The following is a 21606-nucleotide window of genomic DNA, read 5'->3' on the forward strand; positions in this document are numbered from 1 at the left end:
GCACTCACCCCTTGACCCCGCCATCTCTGAACTGCCGCTAACTTCATGATCGCTGGGGCTGGGGCTGGGGCTGGGGCTGGGGCTGGGGCTGGGGCTGGGGCTGGGGCTGGGGCCGGGGCCGGGGCCGGGGCTCGGCGTCAGCGGACGGCGGACGTCACGGTGAGGGTGCCGGTGGTGGCGTCCAGAACCGCGGGGGTACCGACCGGGACGGTGAGCTGGTCGGGGCCGTGGCCGATCGGCAGGCCGCCGAGGACCGGTACGCCCAGGTCGCCCAGGCGGTCGGTGAGCACGTCCACGACAGTCGTGTCCCAGTCGTCCGCGCACTCGGTGAACTGGCCCACAGCCACAGCGGCGATCCCGTCCAGCGCGCCGCAGCGACGCAGGTGGGTGAGCATCCGGTCGACCTTGTACGGCGGCTCCTGCACCTCCTCGACCAGCAGGATCGCCCCGGTCAGGTCGGGCATGTCCGGCGTGCCGATCGACGCGGTGATCAGGCACAGGTTGCCGCCGAGCAGCCGGCCCTCGGCCCGCCCGGGCACCCGCACCGGGTACGTCTCCTCCGCCTCGACAGCCGCCACCGTCACCGGCTCGGCGCTGGTCAGCGCGGCGTGCAGCGACTCCGCCGAGCGGAGCGGGGTGCGCTCGTCCCGCCACGCGGCCCCCGGGCCGTGCACGCCGGCCAGCCGGGCGCCCCGCCAGAGCGCGAACTGCAACGCGGTGATGTCGGAGAACCCGGCCACCACCTTCGGGTCCCGGCGTACCGCCGCCATGTCGATCAGGTCGACCACCCGCTGCGCGCCGTAGCCGCCCCGGGTGCAGATCACGCCGCGGATCTCCGGGTCGGCGAACGCCGCGTTCAGGTCCGCGGCCCGCAGCGCGTCGTCGCCGGCCAGGTAACCCCGCCTGGCGTACGCGTTCGGCGCGGGCACCGGCCGCAGCCCCCAGCCGGTCAGCAGCTCGATGCCACGGGCCACCCGCTCGGGACGGGTCGGTCCGGACGGGGACACCAGCATCACCGCGTCACCGGGACGCAGGGCCGGTGGGCGCAGGCAGTCGTCGGGCACGATCGGCAGCCTAGTGCCGCCGAGCCGAAGGGTCCGCTGTCGGGCGTACCGGCTAGCCTCGACGTCGTGGCGACCGCGCTGGTGATCGAGAACGACCCGACCGACGACCTCCGCCGCCTGGGGGAGTGGCTCACCGAAGGGGGCCTGGAGCTGCGCGTCCTGCGTCCGCACGCCGGTGACGCGCTCCCCGCCGACCTGGAGGGATACGCCGCCCTGGTGGTGCTCGGCGGCGACCAGCAGGCGTACCCGGGGCCCGACGGCGCCCCCGGCGCGCCCTGGTTCCCGGCGCTGGAAGGGCTGCTGCGCAAGGCGGTCCGCCAGCGGGTGCCCACGCTCGCGATCTGCCTCGGCGCGCAACTGCTCGCCACCGCGCACGCCGGCCTGGTCGAGCGCAGCCCGTCCGGGCCGGAGATCGGCCCGGCGCTGGTGGGCCGGCGCGACGCCGCCGAGGACGATCCGCTGTTCCGGTACGTGCCGCTGATGCCCGACGTGCTCCAGTGGCACGCCGACGAGATCACCGAGCTGCCGCACGGCGCGACGCTGCTGGCCGCGTCCACCCGCTACCCGCATCAGGCGTTCCGCCTCGGCGACCGGGCCTGGGGCCTGCAGTTCCACATCGAGTGCGACACCGCGATGATCGCCGAGTGGTCCCGCGACTCGGCGGTGCTCGCTGAGCTGGACTACGACCCGGAGCTGGTGGTGGCCGCCTGCGACCGGGTGATGGCCGACGTCGAGGAGGCGTGGCAGCCGTTCGCGATCCGGTTCGCCGCGCTCGCGCTCGGCGAACTCGGCGACGACAACCCGCGCCGCAGCCTGCCGCTGCTCGGGGCCTGACGGTGACCCGGCCGGCCCGCGGGCGCCTGGCCCGCTACGGATTCGCCGAGGGTGACGGCGCGACGCGCGCCGCCGACCTGCTCGGCCCGGACGGGCTCGCCCTGTGGCGGCCCGACACGCAGGAGCCGGCCGACGAACGCGCCGCCGAGCTGCTCGCCGCGCTGTCCCGCGCCGCCGACCCGGACCTGGCCCTGCGTCAGCTGCACCGGATGGTCGAGTCCGAGCGGCGCTCCGGCGACGAGGTGGCCGTACGCGACGCGCTGGCCGCCGACCCCGGGCTGCGCCGCCGGCTGATCGCGGTGCTCGGCGCCTCTTCCGCGCTCGGCGACCACCTGGTGGCCAACCCGGGGCAGTGGGCGGTGCTGGCCACCGAGCCGGACGGGCTCGCCCCCACCGCTGACGGCCGGCTCGACCTGAGCGTGGCCGCCCGGCTCACCAACATGACCGGCGCGGTCCCGCTGCTGCGGCAGGCGTACCGGCTGGCGCTGTTGCGGATCGCGGCGGCCGACCTGACCGGCGGGCGCGGCCTGGAGCAGACCATGGCGGCGCTGTCCGGGCTGGCCGACGCCACGCTGGCCGCCGCCTACGACATCGCCGTCGCCGAGCTGCCCGAGGGCACGCCGCGCCCCAGCCTCGCCGTGGTGGCGATGGGCAAGTGCGGCGGCGACGAGCTGAACTACGTCTCCGACGTCGACGTCATCTTCGTCTCCGCGACCGACGACGACCTGCCCGCCGCCACCCAGGTCGCCACCCGGCTGATCCAGATCTGCGGCCTGGTGGCCTGGCCGGTCGACGCGGCGCTGCGCCCCGAGGGCAACCGGGGGCCGCTGGTCCGCACGCTCGCCAGCCACCTCGCCTACTACAAGCGCTGGGCCCGCACCTGGGAGTTCCAGGCGCTGCTCAAGGCCCGCCCGGCCGCCGGCGACCTGGAGCTGGCCCGGGAGTGGATCGAGGCGCTGGCCCCGCTCGTGTGGACCGCCGCCGAACGCCCCGAGGCGGTCGAGGACGTCCGGTCCATGCGCCGCAAGATCCTCGACAACGTGCCGCCGAAGGAGCTGGAACGCGAGATCAAGCGCGGTCCGGGCGGGCTGCGCGACATCGAGTTCGCCGTCCAGCTGCTGCAGCTCGTGCACGGCCGGGGCGACGAGTCGCTGCGGGTGCCGGGCACCGTGCCGGCGCTGCGCGCGCTCGTCGCCGGCGGCTACGTCGGCCGCGCCGACGGGGAGGCACTGCTGCGCGGCTACCGCTTCCTGCGTGCCGTCGAGCACCGGCTCCAGCTCCAGGCGCTGCGCCGCACCCACACAGTGCCGACCGAGCCGGCCGCGCTGCGCTGGCTCGCCGCCGCGCTCGGCTACGCGGCCACGCCGGGCCGCAGCGCCGTCGAGGAGTTCCGCGCCGAGTGGGTCACCCACGCCACCGAGGTACGCCGGCTGCACGCCAAACTGCTCTACCGGCCGCTGCTGGAATCCGTGGCCCGGGTACCGGCCGAAGGGCTGCGCCTCACGCCCGAGGCGGCCCGGCACCGGCTGGAGGTGCTCGGCTTCGCCGACCCGGCCGGCGCGCTGCGGCACCTGCAGGCGCTCACCGGCGGGGTCAGCCGTACCGCCGCGATCCAGCGCACGCTGCTGCCGGTGCTGCTCGACGAGTTCGCCGACGCCCCCGAGCCGGACCGCGGTCTGCTCAACTACCGGCAGGTGTCCGACAAACTCGGCAGCACCCCGTGGTACCTGCGCCTGCTGCGCGACTCCGGCCCTGTCGCGCGCCGCCTGGCCCGGGTGCTCTCCTCGTCCCGGTACGCGGCCGACATGCTGTCCCGCGAGCCGGAGGCGCTGCGGCTGCTCGCCGAGGACAGCGAACTGACCCCGCGCCCGCGCGAGACGCTCGTCGACGGGTTCGCCGCCGCCGCCGCGCGGCACGACGACCCGGTCGAGGCGATCCGGGCGGTCCGCGCCCTGCGCCGCCGGGAACTGGTCCGCATCGCCGCCGCCGACGTGCTCAGCCGCGCCGGCTCACTCGCCCCGCTCACCCCCCGCCCGGTCGGCGGCGGGGAACGCCGGCCCACGGTGGTCGACGTGACGGCGGTGGGCACCGCGCTGTCCCACGTCGCCGACGCCACGCTCGCCGCCGCGCTGCGCGCCGCCCGTACCGTCCACCCCGGACCGCCCGGCCTGCGCTTCGCGGTGATCGGCATGGGCCGGCTCGGCGGGTACGAGTCCAACTACCTCTCCGACGCCGACGTGCTGTTCGTCTACGACCCGCCGCCCGGGGTGGAGGAGAGCACCGCGAGCGCGGCGGCGCACGCCGTCGCCGAGGAATTGCGCCGGCTGCTGTCCGCGCCCGCCCCCGACCCGCCGCTCGGCGTCGACGCCGACCTGCGCCCCGAGGGGCGGCAGGGCCCGCTGGTCCGGAGCCTCGCCGCGTACGCGCAGTATTACGCGCGCTGGTCGCGCGTATGGGAGGCGCAGGCGCTGCTGCGGGCTCGGTTCGTCTGCGGCGACGCCGACCTGGGCGCCGAGTTCGAGGCGATGATCGAGCCGGTGCGCTACCCGGCCGACGGGCTGACCCGCGAACAGGTCATCGAGATCCGCCGGATCAAGGCGCGGGTCGAGACCGAGCGGCTGCCCCGGGGCGCCGACCCGGCCACCCACACCAAGCTGGGCCGGGGCGGGCTCGCCGACGTCGAGTGGGCCGTGCAGCTGCTCCAGCTCCGGTACGCCGGCCGGATACCCGAGCTGCGCGGCACCCGTACGCTCGACGCCCTGACCGCCGCCCGCGACGCCGGCCTGCTCGACGCAACCGACGCCGCCGAGCTGGCCGCCGGCTGGACACTCGCCGCCGAGGTGCGCGACGCGCTGATGCTGGTACGCGGCCGGGCCGGTGACCAGCTACCCCGGCACGGGGTGGAGCTGGCCGGGGTGGTGCGGCTGCTGGGGCGCGAGGACCAGGGCGAGTTCCTCGACGAGTACCTGCGCACCGGCCGCCACTCCCGCACAGTCGTCCAGCGCATCCTGGAGTCACCCCTGTAGACCCTGCGCTCGCCCACGCCTCTTGCTTGCGCTGCGCCAGCCAGCCTGCCCTCGGTCTCGCCCTGCCCTCGGAGATCTTGCACTTGCAGCCCTAGCTACGCCTCTGCTGGCGCTTGTCTCGACAGGCGAGAAGAGCGTTCCGCATCCCGGGAGAGCCGAGAGATCTTGGTAGAGAACGGCCCCTATGGGGGCCATTTCGTACCAAGATCTCGCGCCGGGGTCAGCTTGTGAGGGTGTAGGTGCCCGCTCGGGGGACCGTCACCGTGGTCCACTTGCCGTCTCGGGTGACCGTGGCGCCGTCGGAGGCGGTGAGCCAGCGGGTGTGGCGGATCCGGATCCGGATCGGGCCAGCGGCGGGGGCGCGGAACGTGATCGAGGCGCCGTCCTGGCGGACCAGTTCGCCCGGTGCGCCGACGATCGGGGTGGGGTCGGCGACCGCGTACAGCTTCCAGTGCCGGTCCGACCAGACCTCGGTCAGGTACGGCTGGCCCAGCTCCACCAGCTTCGCCTCGGATCGCCCCACCCAGGAGAACTCGGCGTCGGGCACTGCCACGTACTGCACCGCGTTGTCGGCCAGCCAGTCCCGGTAGGTGACGGGCGTCAGCGGAATGCCGGTGCCGTCCGCGCCGGGCACAGTGGTGAAGAAGAGCGGATTGCGGTCGATATCGGCCTGCCGTAGCCACCCCCGGGCCAGCGGCACCTCGCCCATCCGGGCCGCTTCCCAGTAGTTGCGGGTCGGCGGCACCTCCACCCGTCCGGTGAGCCCGCGCCGGGCCAGTTCCGCGCGCAGCGGCGTGTAGTACGCCGGGTCGGCCGTCGGATCGTCGGCGCTGTGCAGGTCGGCGGTGACCACCGGCGGCTGCCACCAGCAGACGACGGCGAGCAGGGCGGCCAGCCCGGCCGCGCCGACCGCCCGGCGGGACCGACCCTCGCCGGGTCGGCCCGTGCCACGCGGGCCGCTGTCGGAACGGCCCTCGCTGTCCGGGTCCACGCCGCCCCGGCCCGCCCCGAGTCGGCCCGCGCCGCCCCAGCCCGCGCCGAGTCGACCGCTGAGGCGGCTTGCGGTGAACCATGCCGGTGGCGTCGCGGCGGCGGCCAGCAGCGGCAGCGCGAACATCACCACCAGGCGGGTGGCGTTCAGCCCGACCGGCGTGGGCAGCAACGCCGACGCCAGCACCCCGGCCGCGGACAGCAGCGCGCCTACCCGCACCGGCCGGTACGCCACGAGCGCCGCGACCAGCAGGCTCGTCACCACGGCGTGCACGGTGTCGGTGCGGCTGATGTTCATCCAGCCGCCCTCGCCGAACAGCAGCCCGGTCACGGCCAGCGGCCCGGCCGCGGGTGCGGCGAGCAGCAGGCCGTCGGCGTACCGGCGGGTCAGCAGCAGCGCGACGCCGACGAGCCCGACGAACAGCCCGGCCACCGGGCTGGCCGCGGAGGCGAGCAGCGCGGCGACAACGGCGGCGACGGCCGCCCAGACGCTCCGGCCGCCACCCGCTGCACCGGCCGGGTCGGCCGCGGCAGTGCGGCGGGCGGGTGCGGTGAGCGCGAGCAGCGCGGCCAGGCCGAACGCGACGCCGAGGGCGTAGGTGACCCGGCCGGACACCAGGTTGCCGGCGATCGTCAGCACGCCGACCAGGCTGCCCAGCAGCGGGCGGGGCACCCGGGTACGCACGAGCAGGGCGGCGAACGCGGTGGCGGAGGCGAGCAGCGCGAGCGCGCCTGTGACGCGTACGCCGAGCAGCGCCATCAGCGGCGGCGAGACGAGGCTGTAGCCCCACGGGTGCACGCCGCCGTACCAGCGCAGGTCGACCAGGGCGGACGGGTGCGCGGCGAAGAAGTCGGCGCGGGCGACCTGGGCGGACAGGTCCGAGCCGGTGACCGGCAGGGTGAGATACAGCACGGCCAGGACGAGCGCGAACGCGGCGGACACCGCCACCACCCGACCGCCCCGCATGCCCACCTCCTGATCGCGAACCACCGTACTGGCAGCATGTCGGGCGTGTCTCACCACCTCTCGCGTTGGATCGGCCTGGCGGGTTCGGTGCTGCTCGCCGTGGCCGCGTTCCTCGGCGGCGCCCTGCCCGACGGCGAGTTGCGTCCCACCCCGGTCAGCATCTGGCAGGGCCCGAACGGGCCGCTGACCATCGGGTTGTGGCTGGTCGGCACCGCGCTGCTGGCGTGGGCCTGGTGGTCGCTGCGGGACCGGGTGCCGTCGTCGCGCTGGGTGCTGGTCACAGTCGCGCTGTGGCTGCTGCCGATGCTGGTCGCGCCGCCGCTGGGCAGCCGGGACGTGTACGCGTACGGCTGCCAGGGCGCCAGTTTCTCGGCCGGGATCAACCCCTACGAGCAGGGCGTGTCAGCGCTTCCCTGCCCCTGGCTGGACACCATCTCCTTCATCTGGCGGGACACCCCGGCGCCGTACGGGCCGCTGTTCGTACTGCTCGCCGGCGCGGTGGTGGAGGCCACCGGGTCGCTGCTCGGCGCTGTCGCGCTGTTCCGGCTGCTCGCCGTGGCCGGGGTGGCGCTCACCGCGTGGGCCCTGCCGGTGCTGGCCCGCCGCTGCGGGGTGCCGCCGCGGCGGGCGCTGTGGCTGGCGCTTGCGAGCCCGCTGGTGCCGGTGCACCTGGTCTCCGGCGCGCACAACGACGCGCTGATGATCGGCCTGCTCGTGGCCGGGCTGGCGGTGGTGGCGGCCCGCCCGGGCCGGCCCTGGCCGCTGCTCGCCGGTGGGGCGCTGCTCGGACTCGCAGCCGCCGTCAAGGTCACCGCGCTGGTCGTGATGCCGTTCGCCGCGCTCGCCGCCATCGTCGGGGCGTACCGGATCAGGTCGCTGGTCCGCGACGGCGGGTGGGTGGTCGGCGGGTCGCTCGTGGCGCTGGCCGGGGTGACTGTCGTCTCCGGCCTGGGGCTGGGCTTCATCAGCGGGCTGGAGCAGGGCAGCCTGGTGGTGGCCTGGACGTCGCCGCCGACGGCGGTGGGGCAGACCGTCGGCTACCTGCTGGTGCCGTTCGGGGTGCACGTCGACGCGCTGCCGGTGACCCGGGCGATCGGCATGGTCGCGCTGATCGGCGTGCTGGTCTGGCTCTGGTTCCGGTCGTTCCGTCGCGGTGAGCCGTTCTGGCACGCCGCGCTGGCGCTCACCGCCACGGTCGCGCTGTCCCCGCTGTTCCACCCCTGGTACTGGCTGTGGCCGCTGGCGGTGCTTGCCGCGACCGCGCACCGCACGCTCTGGTTCTCGATCGTCACGGTGGTGTCGTCGTTCCTGGTGCTCGCCGACGGTACCGGGCTGGCCCGGTTCAGCAAGATGCCCGGTGCGCCGCTGATGACCCTGTTCGTGATCGGGGTGGTCGTGTGGTTGGTACGGTCGGCTCGCAAGGGCCGGCAGCCGGTTCCCGCGGACTGAGGAGTGTGCCGGTGAGCGAGGTCGACGGACCGGTCCGGCCGATCGCCGCCGCCGTCGCCCGCTACGCCGGTCTCGCCGGGACGGTGCTGCTCACCGCCGCCGGGTGGCTCGGCGGCGCGCTGCCCGGTCCGCCCCCGCGCAGCACGCTCGCCGCGATCTGGGCGGCCCCGAACGGGCCGCTGACGCTCGGCTGCTGGCTGGCCGGGACGCTGCTGCTGGTCGGCGCCTGGTGGTCGCTGCGGTGGGGCGCGCCGTCCGGCCGGTGGGCGTACCTGACCGCGGGGCTCTGGTCGCTGCCGCTGCTCGCCGCGCCGCCGCTCGGCAGCCGCGACGTCTATTCGTACGCCTGCCAGGGCTGGACGTGGACGCAGGGGCTCAGCCCGTACCGGGTGGGGGTCGCGGCGGCCGGCTGCCCGTGGACCGACTCGGTGTCGCCGATCTGGCGGGACACCCCGGCGCCGTACGGGCCGTTCTTCGTCCTGCTGGCCGGGCTCGCCGTGCTCGCCGGCGGCGGCCTGATCGGGACGGTGGTGGCGCTGCGGCTGGTCGCGGTGGCCGGGGTGCTGCTGGCCGCGCTCTGCCTGCCCGGCCTGGCCCGGGCCGCCGGGGTGCCCACACGCCGGGCCGCGTGGCTGGTGCTCGCCTGCCCGCTGGTCGGGATCCACCTGGTGGCCGGGGCGCACAACGACGCGCTTGCGCTCGGACTGCTCCTGCTCGGCCTGCTGGTGCTGGTTCGCCGGCCGGGCAAGCCGCGTGCGCTGCTGGTGGCCGGGGTGCTGCTGGGCCTGGCCGTGGCGGTGAAGGCGGTGGCGGCGGTGGCGCTGCCGTTCGCGGCGCTCGCCGCCGTGCTCGGCCGCTACACCTGGCGGGCGCTGCTGCGCGACGGCGGGCAACTGGCCGCGTCGGTGCTCGGCACGCTGCTCGTCGTCTCGCTCGCCACCGGCCTCGGGCTGGGCTGGATCGGAGGGCTCGGCCACAGCGGCGACTCGCAGCAGTGGACCTCGCCGCCCACCGCGATCGGGTTCGTCATCGACTACGCCGGCGAGCTGGCCGGGCGGCGGCCGGCGGCGGTGCCGGTGGCCCGGACGGTCGCGCTGGCGCTGCTGGCCGGAGCGCTGGTGGCGCTCTGGTGGCGGGCGTGGACGAGGCTGCGGCGGCTCGACGACGCCCGGCAGCGGGTCGCCCGGCTGACTCTGGCCCGGCCCCGGGTGGCGCTGCTCGGCGCGGGACTGGCGCTGACCGCCACGGTGCTGCTCGCGCCGGTGTTCCACCCCTGGTACGCGATCTGGCCGCTGACCCTGCTCGCGGTAGCGGCGGTGCCGCTGGCCCGGGAGGTCTGGTTCGTGGCCCCCTGCGCGGTGGTCTCGCTGCTCACGCTGCCCGACGGGACCAACCTGGCCCGGTTCACCAAGGCACCAGGCGCGGTGTTGATGACGGTGCTGGTGGTGGTCGTCGCGGTGACCGGCGTCCGGGCGCTGCGCCGACGAGCCGCGTGAAACGGCCGGGCCGGCTCCGCCATCGCGGAGCCGGCCCGGCCGGTGCTGACGAGCGTGCTCAGCAGTCGAAGTACATCGCGAACTCGTGCGGGGTCGGGCGCAGGCGCACCGGGTCGACCTCGTTGGCCCGCTTCCAGTCGACCCAGGTGGAGATCAGGTCCGGCGTGAACACGCCGCCGTCGAGCAGGTAGTCGTGGTCGGCCTCGAGCGCGTCGAGCACCTCCGGCAGCGAGCCCGGGACCTGCTTGACGTCGCCCCACTCCTCCGGCGGGAGGTCGTAGAGGTCCTTGTCGATCGGCGCCGGCGGCTCGATCTTGCTCTTGATGCCGTCCAGGCCGGCCATCATCATCGCCGAGAACGCCAGGTACGGGTTGCTGGACGGGTCCGGCACCCGGAACTCGACGCGCTTGGCCTTCGGGTTGCTGCCGGTGACCGGGATGCGGGTGCAGGCGGAGCGGTTGCGCTGCGAGTAGACCAGGTTGACCGGCGCCTCGAAGCCGGGCACCAGGCGGCGGTAGGAGTTCACCGTCGGGTTGGTGAAGGCCAGCAGTGACGGGGCGTGGTGCAGCAGGCCGCCGATGTACCAGCGGGCGGTGTCGGACAGGCCGGCGTAGCCGGTCTCGTCGTAGAACAGCGGCTCGCCGCCGCGCCACAGGCTCTGGTGGGTGTGCATGCCGGAGCCGTTGTCACCGAAGAGCGGCTTGGGCATGAACGTGGCGGTCTTGCCCGCGGCCCAGGTCTCGTTCTTGACGATGTACTTGAACAGCTGGAGCTGGTCGGCGGCGTGCAGCAGCGTGGAGAACTTGTAGTTGATCTCCGACTGGCCGGCGGTGCCCACCTCGTGGTGCGAACGCTCGACGGTGAAGCCACCGTCGACGAGGCGCCGCACGATCCGGTCGCGCAGGTCGGCGTAGTGGTCCACCGGGGGCACCGGGAAGTAGCCGCCCTTGTAGGCGGTCTTGTAGCCGCGGTTGCCGCCCTCTTCGATCCGGCCGCTGTTCCAGGCGCCCTCGATCGAGTCGATGTAGTAGAACGACTGGTGGGCGGAGGTTTCGTGGCGGATGGAGTCGAAGATGTAGAACTCGGCTTCGGCGCCGAAGTAGGCGGTGTCGGCGATGCCGCTGGCGGCGAGGTAGGCCTCGGCCTTCTTGGCGACGTTGCGGGGGTCGCGGGAGTAGGCCTCGCGGGTGAACGGGTCGTGGATGAAGAAGTTCAGCGCGAGGGTCTTCTGCGTGCGGAACGGGTCGATGAAGGCGGTGGCGACGTCCGGCAGCAGGAGCATGTCGGACTCGTGGATGGCCTGGAACCCGCGGATCGAGGAGCCGTCGAAGGCGAGGCCGTCGGTGAACACGCTGTCGTCGAACGACTCGACCGGCAGGTTGAAGTGCTGCATCACGCCGGGCAGGTCACAGAAACGTACGTCGACGAACTTCACGTCCTCGTTGGCGAGGTATCGCAGGAGTTCCTCGGAATTGGCGAACACACGTCCTCCTGGCAGGTCCACTCCGGTAGCTAACTACTGGCGACGCTATGGCCGGGGGGTTGCCCTGCCGTGTCTCGTCTGTTTCCGCCGTGTTACGTCGCTTGCGGAGCGTCATCCTGCGCCGTCTGGTGCGGAATGTCGGAATTTTCGTTGAGGGTCGCGGCGGCGCTACCCTGGCCGCTGTGACCGATACCGCCGCCACACCGGTGCCGCCCGCCACCGACCCCGCTTTCACCCCGCCCAGCCTCGGCCGCCGATTCGGCGCCCTGATCATCGACTGGGTGCTGTGCCTGATGGTCGCCCGGGCCTTCTCCGACCCGGTCCGCGACGGCTGGCCGCCGGTCCTGGTGCTGATCCTGGAGTACGGCTTCTTCATCGGCCTGTTCGCCCAGACCCCCGGCATGTACCTGACCCGGCTGCGCTGCGTCGCCTGGGCCGACGGCGGCCGGATCGGGCTGCTCCGCGGGCTGCTGCGCGGATTCCTGCTGGCCCTCGTCGTGCCGGCCCTGCTCATGGACGAGCACCGGCGCGGCCTGCACGACCGGCTCGCCGGCTCCGTCGTCACCGACGCGCCGCGCCGCTGACCCGCACGAGAAAGGAGCCGGCCCCGAACGGGACCGGCTCCTTCTCGCGTACGCCGGAGGTCAGCGACCCCGGGTCTGCCGGAACGCGCCGCGCGGCGGCCGCATGTTCTTCGGGACCGCGCCCTTGGGCATCTGCGGCCGCGCGGTCAGCGCCTTGAGCCGCTTGTCGAGGGCGTTGACGTCCTTCGGGGACAGGGCGCGGGGCAGCCGCATCAGCGTCATCCGCAGCTTGCGGACCGGCAGCTCACCCTCGCCCTGCCCGATCACGTAGTCGTGCAGCGGAGCCGTGCCGATCACCTTCGCCAGCCGGCGCTTCTCCTGGCCGAGCAGGCCACGCACGCGCTGCGGGTGCCCCTCGGCCAGCAGGATCACGCCCTGCCGGCCCACCACCAGGTGCACCATGTCCATCTGCGTGGTGGAGCTGACCGCCGGAGTGACCCGCCAGTCGCCGCGCATGCTCTCCATGATCTGCGCCGCCGCGCCCGGCTGCCCCTCGGCGGCGTTCATCATCGCCTTGTTCGAGCGCAGGTTGAGCACGATCAGCACGGCCAGCAGGGCGAGCAGGATGCCGATCGGCAGCCAGATCCAGCCCCAGGCGATCACCGCGACCACGGTGAGCGCGAGCGGGATCAGCACCGCCGCCGCCGTCAGCGGCGCGAACCACTTGTCCTGCTTGGCGGTGAACCGGAACACCATCCCGATCTGCTTCAGCCGCTGGCCGAACGAGACCTTCTCCTGGGGCTTTGCCATGCCGCAGAGTCTAGTGGTCGGCGCACGTCACGTTGATCCGTGGCCGCCCCTTCCGGCGCGGGCTGAGTACCTTACGGCCGCGCCGGCCCCGGCCGGCCCTCAGGTAAGGAGGCCGCCGGGGGAAAGATCAGGCTGCGTACCCATGCGCCGGGGGCACCTTCGCGCGAAAAGTGGATCTCGACAGGGACGACAGACGCACGACAGGGAGATCCGACATGTTCGGCAACGACGCGGAGTTCATCCTCAGCATCCACCGCAGCCACGCCTCCGAGCTGCAGGCCGACGCGGCGCAGGACCGGCTGGCCCGGTCGCTGCCCCGCCGGCACCCGCGCGGCTGGCTGAGCCGCCGGCAGCACCACGCCCGCACCACCGACGCCCGCCGGTGACCGCACCGGCGGCCGTCGCCGGTCCGGCCGTCACCGGGTTCGTGGGCGCGGCCGGTGCCGTAGGGAAACTCGCCGGTCCGGCCGTCACCGGGTTCGTGGGCGCGGCCGGTGCCGTAGGGAAACTCGCCGGTCCGGCCGTCACGGGGGCGGCCGGCCCGGCGGCCGTCCACCGCCCGATCGGCCGGGCCGGGCCGTCGGGGGGCCGTGGCATGCTCGACGGCGTGACAGTACGCGCCGCCAGCACCGTCCTCGTCGGCCGCCGGCCCGAGCTGACAGTGCTCGGCGACGCACTGGCCCGGGCCCGGTCCGGCGACCCGACAACGGTGCTCGTCGGCGGCGAGGCCGGGGTCGGCAAGACCCGGCTGCTGGAGGAGTTCGGCACGCACGTCCACACCGCCGGGGCGCGGCTGCTGGTCGGCCAGTGCCTGGAGCTGGGCGAGGCCGGCCTGCCGTTCGCCCCGTTCGCGGCCGCGCTGCGCGACGTGCTGCGCCACGACGGGCCGGCCGCCTTCGCCGGCTACGAGGCGGAGTTCGCCCGGCTGCTGCCGGAGCTGGCCCGGATGCCCGCCGCGGCCGCCGCGCCCGCCGGGCCGGCCCTCGCCGACACCCCGCGCGGCTACCTGTTCGACCTGGTCGCCGACCTGTTCCGGCGGCTCGCCGAGGAACGCCCGCTGGTGCTGGTGATCGAGGACCTGCACTGGGCCGACCGCTCCACCCGCGATCTGATCGGCTTCCTGGTGCGGGCCGCCCGCGCCACCCGCCTGCTGGTGGTCTGCACGTACCGCACCGACGAGCTGCACCGCGGGCACCCGCTACGGCCGTTCCTCGCCGAGCTCGACCGGGTCCGCGGCGTCGACCGGATCGAACTGGGCCGCCTCGACCGTGACGGCACCGCCGCCGTGCTCGCCGACCTGCTCGGCATCGAGCAGTACGCCCGGACCGTGGACGACGTGCACGAACGCACCCAGGGCAACCCGTTCTTCATCGAGGAGCTGGCCGCCGCCGGTGGCCCGGTCGGCTGCGCCGCCATCCCGGAGACGCTGCGCGACCTGCTGCTGGCCCGCGTCGACCGGCTGCCCGAGCCGGCCCAGCGGGTGCTGCGGATCGCCGCCGCCGGAGGCACCCGCTTCGCCCACCAGCTGCTCGCCGAGGTGGCCGGCCTGCCCGAGGCCGAGCTGGAGGACGCGTTGCGCGCCGCCGTCGCCGGGCAGCTCGTGGTGGCCGACCCGGACGGCGACTACGAGTTCCGGCACGCGCTGGTCCGCGAGGCCGTGCACGACGACCTGCTGCCCGGCGAGCACGCGCGGCTGCACGCCCGGTACGCCGCCGCGATCGAGGCCCAACCCCACCTGGTCGCCGCCGGTCGCGCCCCGGCCGAGATCGCCCACCACTGGTACGCGGCGCACGACCACCCGCGCGCGCTCACCGCCGCCCGGCTCGCCGCCGAGGCGGCCGCCGACCGGTACGCGTACGCCGAGCAGAGCCGGCTGCTGGAGCGCGTCCTCGAACTGTGGGAGCAGGTGCCCGACGCCGCCGACCGGCTCGGCATGGACCACCTGCGGGTGCTGGAGGAGACGCTCACCGCGGCGGTCACCGCCGGTGACCTCAGCCGGGCGCTCACGCTCACCCGGGCCGCGCTGGCCGAGGTCGACCCCGATGCCGAGCCGCTGCGCGCCGCCCGCCTGCTCGACCACCGGGGCCGGCTGTTCGCGCTGCTCGGCAAGAGCGACGGCGCGGCCGAGCTGCGCGAGGCGTACCGGCTGGCGGCCGGTGCCCCCGACGGCGCGGAACGGTTCGCCGTGCTGGCCGACATCGCGTCGCACCTGATGAAGGTCGACCCGCGCGAGGCCGCCTCGGTCGCCGCCGAGGCGGCGGCCGGCGCCTCCGAGGTCGGCACCGACCTGGTGCTGCTGCCCACCCGGATCGCCCTGCTGCACCGCCTCGACGGCACCCCGGAGCGCGGGCTGGCCGAGCTGCGCCGGGTCGAGGCGCGGGCCCGCGCCGCAGGTGACTCGTGGGCCCTGGTCAGCGCGCTGGTCTTCCTCTCCGACGTGCTCTACGAGCTGGGCCGCTACGACGAGTCCGAACAGGCAGCCGCGGCCGGGGTGACCGAGGCGCGCCGGGTCGGCATCAGCCGCTCGATCGGGGCGTACCTGCTGTCGAACCGGGCCGAGGCGCTGATCGCGCTGGGCCGCTGGGACGAGGCGGACAGCACCTGCGCCGAGGCGGCCCGCATCGACCCGCCCGGCGTCTCCGGGCTGCACTGGCTGCAACTGCGCGCCGGGCTCCACCTGGCCCGCGCCCATCCCGCCGCCGACGAGGTCGTCGGGCGGGCGCTGGCGTTCCTCAGCCGCCCCTACCTGTGGCCGAACCACCGGCTGCCGCTGCACGAGCTGCGCGTCGAGGCCGCGCTCTCCGCCGACGACAAGCTGGAAGCGGTACGCGCGGCGCGCGCCGCCCTGGCCGACCCGCACCTGGCCGACCTGCCGCGCGAGGGCTGGCCGGTGCTCAGCGCGGTGGCGCGTACCGCCGCGCTGACCGGTGACGCGACGCTCGCCGCCGACGTGTCCACGACGGCCGCCGCGCTGCCCGCCCGGCACCCGGCCGAGCAGGCGTACGCGGCCGACGTCGCCGCCGTCCTGGCCGGGCTCGCGTCCACCGGTCCCGCCGGGGCGCTCGCCCATTGGCGGGCGGCGGTGGCGGCGTGGCGGACGGCCGGGCAGCCGTACCCGCTGGGCCGGGCGCTGCTCGGGCTGGCCGAGGCGGCCGCGGCGGCGGGCGAGCGGGACGAGGTGGCCGCCGCGGTACGGGAGACCGTCGAGGTGGCCGCCCGGCTGGGCGCGACCCCGCTGGGCGAGCAGGCGGCGACGCTGGCCCGCCGGGTCGGGCTGCGCGGCACCGGGCGACCCGGGCCGGACCTGCTGACCAGCCGGGAACGGGAGGTGCTGCGGCTGGTCGCCGAGGGGCACAGCAACAGCCGCATCGCCGAGCGGCTGTTCATCTCGCCGAAGACGGCGAGCGTGCACGTGTCCCGGATCATCGCCAAGCTCGACGTGACCAACCGGGTGGAGGCAGCCGCGCTGGCCCACCGCCTCGGCCTGCTCGACGTACCGCCACCCGCCCCGGCGCAGCGCCGCGCCCGGTAGCGCGCCGCGTCGGGTCTGTGTCAGCGGCGCGGCAGGTAGATCCGCCAGCCGGCGACGGTGACGACGTCGAGCGCGCCCGCTTCGGGGCCGAGGCGCGCGTCCAGCCGGGCCGCCAGCGGCGAGCCGGCGAGCGCCACCCAGGCGGCGTCCGGGTCGGCGGCCACCTCCCGACGGTACGCGGGCAGCCGGTCGAACCCGGGGCGCAGGTCGTCCTCGACCACGGCGCAGAGCACGTTCTCGCCGGTGGCGTAGGTGAGCCGGTTGCACGTCCAGTAGCCGCCGCGCACGTGCCGGACGCCGAGCGCGCCGAGCGTGTCCACGAGCGAGCGGTGCCGGTCCGCCTCGGCGTGCACGGCGGGCGCCGCCCGGATCACCTCCACTGTGGCCGCCGCGCCGGTCCCGAGCACGCCCGCGAGCACCACCAGCGCCCCGACACCCGCCACCCGGGCTCTCGCCCCGGCCGCCCGCTCGCCGATCGCCTTGATCGACTCCACCTCGGGGAGATAGCGGTATCCACCCTCCTCCGATGCCGCCACCTCGGCGAGCTGGCGCCGCCACGTCAGCGGGCGGGCGGCGAGCGGGCGGGCGGCCTGCCACAGTGGCCAGAGCAGGGCGGGCACCGCCACCGCCAGGCACGACAGGTACCGGCTGCTCTCGATCGGCGTCCGACCGGCCGCGTTGCTCACCGCGTACGCGGCGAGGACACCGGCTGCGCCGCCGAGCAGCGCCAGCCGCACCCCGGCCGACACCCGCTCCGCCGAGCGCGGACCGCCGGAGGCGCGGCGCAGGGTGTGCCACGCGGTGAGCGCGGCGAGCGCCAGCAGCACCGGGAACGCGACAGCCCACCAGAGCTGCCAGGTGGCGCACCGGCCGGGCGAGCAGAAGCCCATCGCCAGCGGCGGCCCGAGCACCAGGCCGCCGTGCAGCCGGTCCGCCCAGTCCGCCGGCGCGCCTGTGCCACCGGCCGCCAGCACCGCGGCCACCGGGTTGCGGCCGTGCCGGAGGCTGTCCACGACCATCGGCGCCGCGCCCAGCAGCAGCGCCCCGGCCAGCACCACCCCGGCCCGTCCGGCCAGTTCCCGCCACCGCCACGCCACCAGCAGCACGCCGAGCGTCAGCACGTACGGCAGGATCAGCGGGTCCACCCAGAGCAGCACCCCGGCGATCAGCCCCCAGGCCGCCCAGCGGGGCCACCGCGCACCAGGCCCGGTCACGCAGAGCCCGACGGTGAGCAGCGCCAGCGCGGCGCCGGCCGGGTTCAGCTCGGGATAGCCGCCACCGGCGATCAACTGGTTCTTCACCACCCGGTCCGCGCCCAGCGCCAGCACGGCGACGACCAGCAGGGCGTACCAGCGGTCACCGCCGAGCCGCCGCGTCAGCCGCCAGGACAGCAGCAGGAACAACGCGTACAGCGCCAGCGTGGGCAGCCGCAGCACGAGCACCGACGGCCCGGCCAGCGCGACGAGCGGCGCGGCCAGGTACGCCTCCAGCGTGCCCATGTACGCCTGGCCGTAGAACCAGACCGGGAAGCCGTCACCGCGGGCGATGTGCAGGGCGGCCAGCCCCATCGTCGCCTCGTCGCTGTTCGTGGGCGGCACGTCGGCGAACAGCAGCGCCAGCCGGTAGCCCACAGCGGCGAACCCGACGAGCACCGCGAGCAGCGTCGGCAACGGCAGCCGCCGGGGCGTACGAGGGCGCGCGGCTTCGCGTGGCTCCTCGCGTACCCCGGCGGTCATGCCTGTGATCATGGCATCCGGCGGGCGGCCGGCGGACGGTGACGCGGTCGACGGCCGGCCTCAGCCGGCGGCGACGACCTCCTGGCGGGCGGCGAGCGCCTGCTGGTAGAGGCGGCCCGCGCGGTACGACGAGCGGACCAGCGGGCCGCTCATCACGCCCGCGAAGCCGATCTCCTCGGCCTCCTCGCGCAGCTCGACGAACTCCTCCGGCTTGACCCAGCGGGTGACCGGGTGGTGCCGGGGGGAGGGGCGCAGGTACTGCGTGATGGTGATCAGCTCGCAGCCCGCCTCGTGCAGGTCGCGCAGCGCCTGGGACACCTCGGCGCGCTCCTCGCCCATGCCCAGGATCAGGTTGCTCTTGGTGACCAGGCCGTCGGCGCGGGCCTGGCGGATCACGTCGAGCGAACGCTCGTAGCGGAACGCCGGGCGGATCCGCTTGAAGATGCGCGGCACCGTCTCCACGTTGTGGGCCAGCACCTCCGGCCGCGAGCGGAACACCTCGGCAAGCTGCTCCGGCACCGCGTTGAAGTCGGGGATCAGCAGCTCGACACCGCAGCCGGACTGCAGCGCGTGGATCTGCCGGACCGTCTCGGCGTAGAGCCAGGCGCCACCGTCGGGCAGGTCGTCGCGGGCGACACCGGTGATGGTCGCGTAACGCAGACCCATCGCGGCGACCGACTCGGCGACGCGCCGCGGCTCGTCGGCGTCGAACTCGGCCGGCTTTCCGGTGTCGATCTGACAGAAGTCGCAGCGCCGGGTGCACTGGTCACCACCGATGAGGAAGGTGGCCTCGCGGTCCTCCCAGCACTCGTAGATGTTGGGGCAGCCGGCCTCCTGGCACACGGTGTGCAGCCCTTCGCGCGAGACGAGCCCGCGCAACTGGGTGTACTCCGGGCCCATCTTGGCCTTGACCTTGATCCACGGCGGCTTGCGCTCGATCGGCGTCTCGGCGTTGCGTGCCTCGATCCGCAGCATGCGCCGCCCCTCCGGGGCGACCGTCGCGGGGCGCGCGGGCTGCTCAGTCGTCGGCGCGGATTGCTCGATCGTCACAAAACCGAGCGTACGCCGGTCGGCGCCGGTCGATGAACGGCGGGCGACCGCCGTCACCCCGGAATCGTTGTGACACCGGACACGAAGGGCCAAAAATCCCGGTCACACCGCGAGGCGTCCGGTGCTAGCGTGCCGGGCAGAGCTGTGACGGAGCCGAGTAACGGACCGATCCGCCAGTCGAGAGAGCCGCCGGTTGCTGCGAGGCGGTCTGGTGCCGGGCCGCGAAGACCCTCCCGAGCTGCGGGAAGAACGGCGCCTTCGCGCCCAGTAGAGCCCGCCCGGCCGGCCCCGGTGAAAAGGCGACGAACGAGGCTCCCGCCCCGGCGGGAGCGAAGGTGTGGTGGCACCGCGAGGTTCCCGCTCGCCCACACCTCCCTGGGGATCGCGTTGCGATTGGTCAAGGAGGTAGTCGTCGTGCAACGCATCCTGTCCTCTCAACTTCCCGCCCAGGTGGGCTCGACCGTGCGACTCGCCGGCTGGGTCCACCGCCGCCGGCTGCTCAAGTCGGTGGCCTTCCTGGTCCTCCGCGACGGCGGCGGGCTCGCCCAGGTGGTGGTCGCCGCGCCCGCCGTGCGCGCGCAGGTCGAGGCGCTCACCGAGGAGACGGTCGTCGAGGTGGTCGGCACCGTCGTCGCGAACCCGGCCGCGCCCGCCGGGGTCGAGGTCGTCGACCCGGCGGTACGTCCGCTCGGGCCACCCGCCGTCCCGCCGCCGTTCGACCTGTACCGGCCGGTGCTCACGGCCGGCCTGTCCACGCAGCTCGACCACGCGCCGATCGCGCTGCGGCACCCGGTCCGGTCCGCCGCGCTGCGGATCTCGGCGGCGGCCGTGTCCGGGTTCCGGGGAACGCTCGACGGGCAGGGCTTCGTGGAGGTGCACACGCCCAAGGTGGTCGCCTCGTCCACCGAGAGCGGCGCGAACGTGTTCGCGCTGGACTGGTTCGGCCGTCCGGCCTACCTGGCCCAGTCGCCGCAGTTCTACAAGCAGCTCATGGTGGGCGTCTTCGAGCGGGTGTACGAGGTCGGGCCGGTGTTCCGCGCCGAGCCGCACGACACCGCGCGGCACCTGGCCCAGTACACGTCGCTCGACGTCGAGCTGGGGTTCGTGGCCGACCACCGGGACGTGATGGCGGTGCTGCGGGACACGCTGGCCGGGATGGTGGCGACAGTCGCCGACCGGGCGGACGGCGCGCTGGCCACGCTCGGCGTGACGGTGCCGGAGGTGCCGGCCGAGATCCCGGCGGTGCACTTCACCGACGCGCTGAAGATCGCCGGAGCGCCGGCCGACGAACCCGACCTGGCGCCGGCGCACGAGCGGGCGCTGGGGGAGTGGGCGCTCCGCGAGCACGGCAGCGACTTCCTCTTCGTCACCGGCTACCCGATGGCGAAACGTCCCTTCTACACCCACCCGGACCCGGCGCGGCCCGCGTACTCCAATGGTTTCGACCTGCTGTTCCGCGGCGTGGAGCTGGTGACCGGCGGGCAGCGGCTGCACCGGCACGCCGACTACCTGGCCGCGCTGGCGGCGCGGGGCGAGCCGGCCGAGCCGTACGCCGGGTACGTGGACGCGTTCCGGCACGGCATGCCGCCGCACGGCGGGTTCGCGATCGGGCTGGAGCGGTTCGTCGCGCGGCTGACGGGCGCGGCGAACGTCCGGGAGGTGACCGCCTTCCCGCGCGACCTGCACCGCCTCACGCCCTGACGGCTGCGGCCGGTGGGGGCATGCGACGCGCTGCGGCGCGGCGCGTGCTCGTCGGTGTCTCGCTGCCCGGTGCCGTGGACTGGGCGCCTGACCACCGAGAGTGAGGAAAGGCTGTGCCGCGCCGAGGTGACGCTAAGTGATGGTGCGTTCGGGGCTGCTGGACACCCTTGTCGGTGGCGGATTGGCTCTGAACAGGGGTTATGGCGAACAGCCTTCGGGAGGGAGGGATGGGTGTCTGCGCCCTTTGCTCTGCAGCCATGGATGCAACGATCGACCGGGAGTCACCGCCGCGTGTGCGGCTGCAGAGCAAAGTCCGCGGAGGGGTGTAAGCCTCGGGCTCTCGAATGTCACTCATGGTGACACCGGTGGGGCGGGGTCGGGAGGGCGGCGCCGTCGGCCACCGCGTGTCGAGCGGATGCGCGTGGCCGAGTGCGGGGCCACAGCGAGGGCGGGCGGGACCACGAGCCGGACCACGGCCGAAGGCGGGACCACGCGGGTGAGCCGCGAACGGCCCGGGTGCACGGCGAGGCGCGGCAGGGCCGGGGGAGCGGTCAGGCCGGGCCGAGCAGGTCCCAGTGGTTGCCGGCGATGTCGCGGAAGACCGCGACCCGGCCGTACGGCTCGGTGCGGGGCGGCCGGACGAACTCGACGTCCGCGTCGAGCATCCGGCGGTAGGCCGCGTCGAAGTCGTCGACCTGGAGGAAGAAGCCCACCCGGCCGTGGGTCTGGTCGCCGACCGCGCCGGCCTGGTGCTCGCCGTCGGCGCGGGCCAGCAACAGGCCGGTGCCGCCGCCCGGTGGGCGTACCACGACCCAGCGCTTGGGGCGGCCGTCGTTGGTCAACGACGGGCTGTCCTCGGACAGCTCGAAGCCGAGCACCTCGGTGAAGAACGCGATCGCCGGGTCGTACTCGGCGACGACGAGCGTGACCAGGTCGAGCCGCAC

14 protein-coding genes and 2 pseudogenes are annotated in these 21606 nt (G+C 74.8%); 8 read left to right on the forward strand and 8 right to left on the reverse strand.

Annotation, left to right across the window (positions count from 1 at the left end):
* Positions 1-137 precede the first annotated feature (137 nt).
* Complete coding sequence (locus tag AMK25_RS28420) at positions 138-1013, reverse strand: S66 peptidase family protein (RefSeq protein ID WP_443189935.1); 876 nt, start codon at positions 1011-1013, stop codon at positions 138-140.
* 117 nt (positions 1014-1130) lie between these two features.
* Between AMK25_RS28420 and AMK25_RS28425 the strand changes: the two genes are divergently transcribed.
* Together AMK25_RS28425 and AMK25_RS28430 are read left to right on the forward strand one after the other, a co-directional pair.
* Complete coding sequence (locus tag AMK25_RS28425) at positions 1131-1898, forward strand: type 1 glutamine amidotransferase (RefSeq protein ID WP_073831540.1); 768 nt, start codon at positions 1131-1133, stop codon at positions 1896-1898.
* 2 nt (positions 1899-1900) lie between these two features.
* On the forward strand, positions 1901-4924 hold the full coding sequence (locus tag AMK25_RS28430) for a bifunctional [glutamine synthetase] adenylyltransferase/[glutamine synthetase]-adenylyl-L-tyrosine phosphorylase (protein WP_073831451.1): 3024 nt from the start codon (positions 1901-1903) through the stop codon (positions 4922-4924).
* 220 nt (positions 4925-5144) lie between these two features.
* Here the strand turns inward: AMK25_RS28430 and AMK25_RS33285 are convergent.
* Together AMK25_RS33285 and AMK25_RS33290 are read right to left on the reverse strand one after the other, a co-directional pair.
* A pseudogene (locus AMK25_RS33285) lies at positions 5145-5882 on the reverse strand (hypothetical protein); the annotation flags it as partial.
* 120 nt (positions 5883-6002) lie between these two features.
* Positions 6003-6881 (reverse strand): annotated as a pseudogene (locus tag AMK25_RS33290) (hypothetical protein); the annotation flags it as partial.
* 36 nt (positions 6882-6917) lie between these two features.
* On the opposite strand from AMK25_RS33290, the gene mptB (AMK25_RS28440) reads away from it, so the two are divergent.
* Together mptB (AMK25_RS28440) and mptB (AMK25_RS28445) are read left to right on the forward strand one after the other, a co-directional pair.
* Positions 6918-8330: a polyprenol phosphomannose-dependent alpha 1,6 mannosyltransferase MptB gene (mptB, locus tag AMK25_RS28440; RefSeq protein ID WP_073831541.1), complete on the forward strand. Its 1413-nt coding sequence runs from the start codon at positions 6918-6920 to the stop codon at positions 8328-8330.
* 11 nt (positions 8331-8341) lie between these two features.
* Positions 8342-9826, forward strand: a complete 1485-nt coding sequence (gene mptB / locus AMK25_RS28445) for a polyprenol phosphomannose-dependent alpha 1,6 mannosyltransferase MptB (RefSeq protein ID WP_073831453.1) — start codon at positions 8342-8344, stop codon at positions 9824-9826.
* 58 nt (positions 9827-9884) lie between these two features.
* Here the strand turns inward: mptB (AMK25_RS28445) and glnA are convergent, their stop codons facing one another.
* Positions 9885-11309 (reverse strand): type I glutamate--ammonia ligase, encoded by a 1425-nt coding sequence (glnA, locus tag AMK25_RS28450; protein ID WP_073831454.1) that lies wholly within the window; start codon positions 11307-11309, stop codon positions 9885-9887.
* A gap of 182 nt (positions 11310-11491) precedes the next feature.
* Between glnA and AMK25_RS28455 the strand changes: the two genes are divergently transcribed.
* Positions 11492-11893: an RDD family protein gene (locus AMK25_RS28455; protein ID WP_073831455.1), complete on the forward strand. Its 402-nt coding sequence runs from the start codon at positions 11492-11494 to the stop codon at positions 11891-11893.
* 60 nt (positions 11894-11953) lie between these two features.
* On the opposite strand, the gene AMK25_RS28460 is transcribed toward AMK25_RS28455, so the two are convergent.
* Positions 11954-12643 (reverse strand): DUF4191 domain-containing protein, encoded by a 690-nt coding sequence (locus tag AMK25_RS28460; protein WP_073831456.1) that lies wholly within the window; start codon positions 12641-12643, stop codon positions 11954-11956.
* Between the two features lie 215 nt (positions 12644-12858).
* On the opposite strand from AMK25_RS28460, the gene AMK25_RS32510 reads away from it, so the two are divergent.
* Both AMK25_RS32510 and AMK25_RS28465 read left to right on the forward strand, forming a co-directional pair.
* Positions 12859-13029 carry a hypothetical protein gene (locus AMK25_RS32510; RefSeq protein WP_174537813.1) on the forward strand — a complete coding sequence of 57 codons (171 nt, stop codon included), beginning with the start codon at positions 12859-12861 and terminating at the stop codon, positions 13027-13029.
* Positions 13026-16175, forward strand: coding sequence for a helix-turn-helix transcriptional regulator (locus AMK25_RS28465; protein WP_241826529.1), 3150 nt, complete (start codon positions 13026-13028; stop codon positions 16173-16175). Before AMK25_RS32510 ends, AMK25_RS28465 begins: the two co-directional genes overlap by 4 nt.
* A gap of 20 nt (positions 16176-16195) precedes the next feature.
* On the opposite strand, the gene AMK25_RS28470 is transcribed toward AMK25_RS28465, so the two are convergent.
* Positions 16196-17911 (reverse strand): DUF423 domain-containing protein, encoded by a 1716-nt coding sequence (locus AMK25_RS28470; RefSeq protein ID WP_241826530.1) that lies wholly within the window; start codon positions 17909-17911, stop codon positions 16196-16198.
* A 60-nt stretch (positions 17912-17971) separates the two neighbouring features.
* A complete protein-coding gene (lipA, locus tag AMK25_RS28475; RefSeq protein ID WP_198937695.1) occupies positions 17972-19018 on the reverse strand; it encodes a lipoyl synthase in 1047 nt (348 codons plus the stop codon).
* 357 nt (positions 19019-19375) lie between these two features.
* On the opposite strand from lipA, the gene aspS reads away from it, so the two are divergent.
* Entirely contained in the window at positions 19376-20662 is a 1287-nt protein-coding gene (aspS, locus tag AMK25_RS28480; RefSeq protein WP_073831457.1) for an aspartate--tRNA(Asn) ligase, read from the forward strand.
* A 551-nt stretch (positions 20663-21213) separates the two neighbouring features.
* On the opposite strand, the gene AMK25_RS28485 is transcribed toward aspS, so the two are convergent.
* A complete protein-coding gene (locus AMK25_RS28485) occupies positions 21214-21606 on the reverse strand; it encodes a VOC family protein (RefSeq protein WP_073831458.1) in 393 nt (130 codons plus the stop codon).

The organism is Micromonospora sp. TSRI0369 (assembly GCF_001905625.1).
Lineage (GTDB): Bacteria > Actinomycetota > Actinomycetes > Mycobacteriales > Micromonosporaceae > Micromonospora > Micromonospora echinospora_A.